The organism is Bacillus sp. GMa5/1, assembly GCF_050172015.1.
GTDB classification, from domain to species: domain Bacteria; phylum Bacillota; class Bacilli; order Bacillales; family Bacillaceae_G; genus Bacillus_A; species Bacillus_A cereus.
In genome coordinates, this window is sequence record NZ_JBNLYC010000268.1 from 1 (window position 1) to 4,262 (window position 4,262).

The following is a 4,262-nucleotide window of genomic DNA, read 5'->3' on the forward strand; positions in this document are numbered from 1 at the left end:
GTAATGGTGGTCTTTTTTAAATTGGTAAGATTGTACTAGGTTGAGCAAAAAAATGGAACCGAAAAAGTTATTTCTAATGAGGATAGCCTTCTTATGATGAAGTTTCATTCAGTGAATCTGCAAGCAAACATAAAAGAAGGAAAAAATTACGATTTTACTTTACGTGGATATAGAGTACCTATACTTTCATGGTTTCAAAATTTAGATGGTGCCGAACCACAAAATTAGCACTATTCTTTAATAAAAAATCCTACTCATTTTTTAATGAGTAGGATTTTTTATTAAAGAGCTATTTCGTATTAATTTGTGCCATCATTTAATATGCTATTTTTAAATGATTTCCAGATTTGATGACTAATTATCTAAATTTCTAAACTCTATACAGCACTATCAATTAAACAATTATTAAATATATCTTCTATCTAAAACATCGTATTATCATTAGCTGCTTCACTTGGAATCTCTTGAATTACATCCCAGTGTTCGACAATCTTTCCATCCTTGATACGAAATATATCCACTATAGCAACTCCCTTATCTTGAGAATTAGTACGAGAATGTACATGAAGAGCAACTGTATCCCCTTCAGCTACTACACGTTTAATCTCTGCAGAGGAATTAGGATTTTTAACAAAATCCTCCTTAAAGAAATCCATGAAGGCTTTTCGTCCATCAGCAACAAAAGGATTATGTTGCTTATAATCTTCGCTAACATATTTAGGGATAATATCGATATTATGTTTGTTAAAAACTTCATTATAGAAATCAACTACCATCTTTTTATTCTTTTCATTTTCTTTTACTTCTTTTGATACAGAAGCGACATTCTCGCTCTTAATTGAGTTACCTTTGTTATTACCGTTGGAAGCTTGATATACCAAAGTCGAAACTACTCCTAAAATAAATACAGAAATAATTGTTATGATTAAACTTTTCTCTAATTTCATATATACCTACCTCTTCTACTTAAATAAGTTTTCTTCTATAAAAAGCTTGAAGAAGGAGAAACCTTCCCCAAAATGTAATGTCAGGGGTAATGTTAGGAATTTCATTTATCCTAACCTCCCCCTATACAAGGCATATTAGAAACGATCAATTCTAACTTAATACCTCATTAACAGTTGCACTGTCCACAATTTGAATAAACTTCTTAACCTTATCGTTCTCATCAAACTTATAAAGGTGACAAAAATCTGCTACAAATGACTTCCCTGTAGCTTTATATGTTCCACTATATTTTCCATAAACGATAACAGTATTGTTATTAAAAGCATAAATTTCATCTTTAGCGCTATAGTCATCCCATTCTGTGCCAAGACGTTCATGTACGTTTTTCACTACTTCATCTGGACCTATATAAGTACCTGCATATGGAAACCCAGCAGCTTCTGTCCAAGATACATTTTCACTTAAATACGTTTTGAACGCATCCAATTTCCCTTCGCCAGTTAACACATACGTTTCATGTAATAATTTTTGATATTTATTCATATCATTAACCCCAAGGCATTTCTTTTGTTACAACTTTTGCACTTAATTCTAATACACCTTTATTTGCATAGCCTGGATATGCTGCTTCAAGTTTTGCCACAAAATCTTTTGAAGTTCCACTTTCCTCAGAAGCTTGAACCGCCGTTCTTAGATAATCCATTGTCGCAGTAAGTGCTTGATTATTTAGGGATTTTTCGATTGATCCATGGCTAGGCACAATTATGTCAGCATGTAATGCTTGTAATACTTTCAAGTTCTCAATCCATGCCTCCATATCCGCTTTTGAGCTAGTATCCGCTAAGAATACATGTATTTCGTTAAATACATCGATACCACCAATTAATACTTTTAGTTCTTTATTAAATAGGCTAGTTCTGTAATGATCTAAGCCTACTAGTTCAAATGTTAACCCCTGAAAATCAATCGCTTTTTCTTTAAATACTTGAGGTAATACCACGTTACTTGGTGCATTTTCTCCAAGGACGTCTTTCCAAACTTTTAATTTCCCTAAGACAGAATGAACGATATGTTCAACAGTAGACTCTGTTGCATACGCTATAGCTTCTGGGTAAACGGCTTTAATGCTCTCTAATCCAAAGTAGTAGTCTGGATCCCCATGAATAATAAAGATTTTATCTAGAGATAAGTTGTTTTTTTTCAGATACTCAACAATTTCTTTCGAATCAGATTGAGTAAATTTTGAGTTTATTAAAAATGCATGTCCTGCTTTCTCAACTAATGTTGCTGTGACCATAAAGCTTTTTTCGTCCGAACTAAACACCGTTAATTTCACATCTTTTTGATTTGTATCGATTGTTTTAAACATAGTATGTTATTCTCCTTTTGTTAAAGTTATTAACTAATTATCATATTTTTATCTTGTTCCGATAAAATCTCCCACTCCCATTTATCTGAAAGTGTAATAGGACTAGCGAATATTCCGGAGATCAATGTCAGGTGGCCTAAGATAACGTGTTTGCTACTATATCCTAAATTTTCTTAATATAAATTTTTAAAACGCGCTTCAATTTTATCCGGTGTCATTACGCCACCACCAATAGGAATAATTTGATTATCCTTTTGTAAAAGTAAGGAAGGATAGCTATTAACACCAAGCTGTCGAACTTTATTGAAATCATTTTGGACATCTATTATTGTTTCTTGAGCGTTTAAACGTTCTAATACTTGTTCAGGGTCCAAACCATGCTCGATTGCAATCTTGCGATATGTTTCAGGATCACTCAGACTTTGTCCCTCATAATAAAACGCTTTTTGCATAGCCGAAGTGAATTCTAATAAACGGTCTGGCGCTAATGAGCGTAAAGCTGAAAAGCCAATTGCAGCATCTTTCGAATTCATTTTAAAAGTCCCTTCCTCCACCAATTTTTGATATGAAGGACCAAATTCAGCACCTGTAAGTTGATTAATTCTTTTATTTCCTTCTTCTATATATGAGAAGTTTTTCATTGGTAAATTATCTAAAAATAACCCTCCACATAAAACCGTTAATGGTACTTCAGTGTGGTTTTTGTAAAATCCTTTAATACTTTCTGAAAAACCATAGCACCATCCACAATATGCATCCCATACGTAAATAAGATTATCTTGTTTCGTCTCCATTTAAATCTCCTACCTTTTTTTATTATCCAGCTCAACTAAATTTTTGGTTTATATAGGTACATCTTTTTATACCTTGTTCTTTTTTAGATACCTTACTATATTTCCCAAAAACTAATATTTCCAAAGAAAGATCCACCAAGGTTTTTAACAAAAGATAACATTGCACCTTATTGCCCCGTAACAGAAAATACTAAAGCTTGGAATATGCATTGATTTGAATGTGTTAGTAACTTTCTACACCGGGTGGCAACGTATGGACCACCATCCTTAATTAAATATATAAATCATATTTTTAGCAGATATTAGTTGTAACTAAATTAATTACATCTTTATGTAACCATTTTAGTTACAACTAATATAGAAGTCAATTCTTTTTTTCGAAAACATTAAATTTCTACATTATAACGAAATTCTGTGTTAACTTGTAAAAAAAAAAGAGGAGCCATCTCCTCTTCATAAATAAACACTATTTAATTTGTTCCTTATACTCATGGTTAACAACTACATACCACTTTCCTGTATCAAATTTTTCTTTATTAATCACGTAAACTTTACTTTCTCTCATTACCTCCCCTGGTTTTAATCCCTTAGTAATAGTAGAGGTCTCGGCTTTTTCAACCGCATAACTACTAGCTGCCAACACATCACTTTGGTAAGCATTATCATTTTCATCCACTAAATCCACTGATGGTAAAACGGCTAATTTCATCGGTTCGTTTGTGATATTTTTCCCTTCTGCTTCTACAACAATAAAGACATGTCCATCTTCAGGCTTTTGGAATCCTATACTTTCTTTACCAACCTTATCCCTTTCTACAACTCTTTTTACAGTTACATCAAATTTAGGTGTATGAAAATCCTTGTTTACAGCATACTCTTTTTCTTTTATTTTTGATTTCTCTTTTGTTTGTTCTGTATTTTTCTGCTTTGTATTCTCTTTCGTTTTCGCCTCATCGGTTGTTTGCACTTTCTTTTCTTCTTGTTTAGAATTGGTTTCTTTAGATTCTGAAGAAGTTTTGTCGGATGTATTGCCGCAACCAGATAAATTGAATACTAAAGCGCCACCTAAAATACATGTAGTAAATTTTTTCAACATCTCTTTTTATCCCCCAATAACACGATATGTAAATTTCTTACTTATCATAGCAAAA

At 32.4% G+C, this 4,262-nt stretch carries 5 protein-coding genes; all 5 read right to left on the reverse strand.

The window, feature by feature from the left end; all coding sequences use genetic code 11:
* Positions 1 to 422: 422 nt before the first annotated feature.
* The 5 genes from ACQGSG_RS27050 to ACQGSG_RS27070 all read right to left on the reverse strand — a co-directional run bounded on the left by ACQGSG_RS27050 (position 423) and on the right by ACQGSG_RS27070 (position 4,207).
* Positions 423 to 947 carry a nuclear transport factor 2 family protein gene (locus ACQGSG_RS27050; protein WP_000764207.1) on the reverse strand — a complete coding sequence of 175 codons (525 nt, stop codon included), beginning with the start codon at positions 945 to 947 and terminating at the stop codon, positions 423 to 425.
* Positions 948 to 1,098: 151 nt separating this feature from the next.
* Positions 1,099 to 1,491, reverse strand: a complete 393-nt coding sequence (locus ACQGSG_RS27055) for a nuclear transport factor 2 family protein (RefSeq protein WP_001046361.1) — start codon at positions 1,489 to 1,491, stop codon at positions 1,099 to 1,101.
* Positions 1,492 to 1,495: 4 nt separating this feature from the next.
* A complete protein-coding gene (locus tag ACQGSG_RS27060; RefSeq protein ID WP_000477277.1) occupies positions 1,496 to 2,317 on the reverse strand; it encodes an MBL fold metallo-hydrolase in 822 nt (273 codons plus the stop codon).
* A 173-nt stretch (positions 2,318 to 2,490) separates the two neighbouring features.
* On the reverse strand, positions 2,491 to 3,111 hold the full coding sequence (locus tag ACQGSG_RS27065; RefSeq protein WP_000448622.1) for a DsbA family protein: 621 nt from the start codon (positions 3,109 to 3,111) through the stop codon (positions 2,491 to 2,493).
* Between the two features lie 466 nt (positions 3,112 to 3,577).
* Positions 3,578 to 4,207, reverse strand: a complete 630-nt coding sequence (locus ACQGSG_RS27070; protein WP_098450468.1) for a hypothetical protein — start codon at positions 4,205 to 4,207, stop codon at positions 3,578 to 3,580.
* Positions 4,208 to 4,262 lie beyond the last annotated feature (55 nt).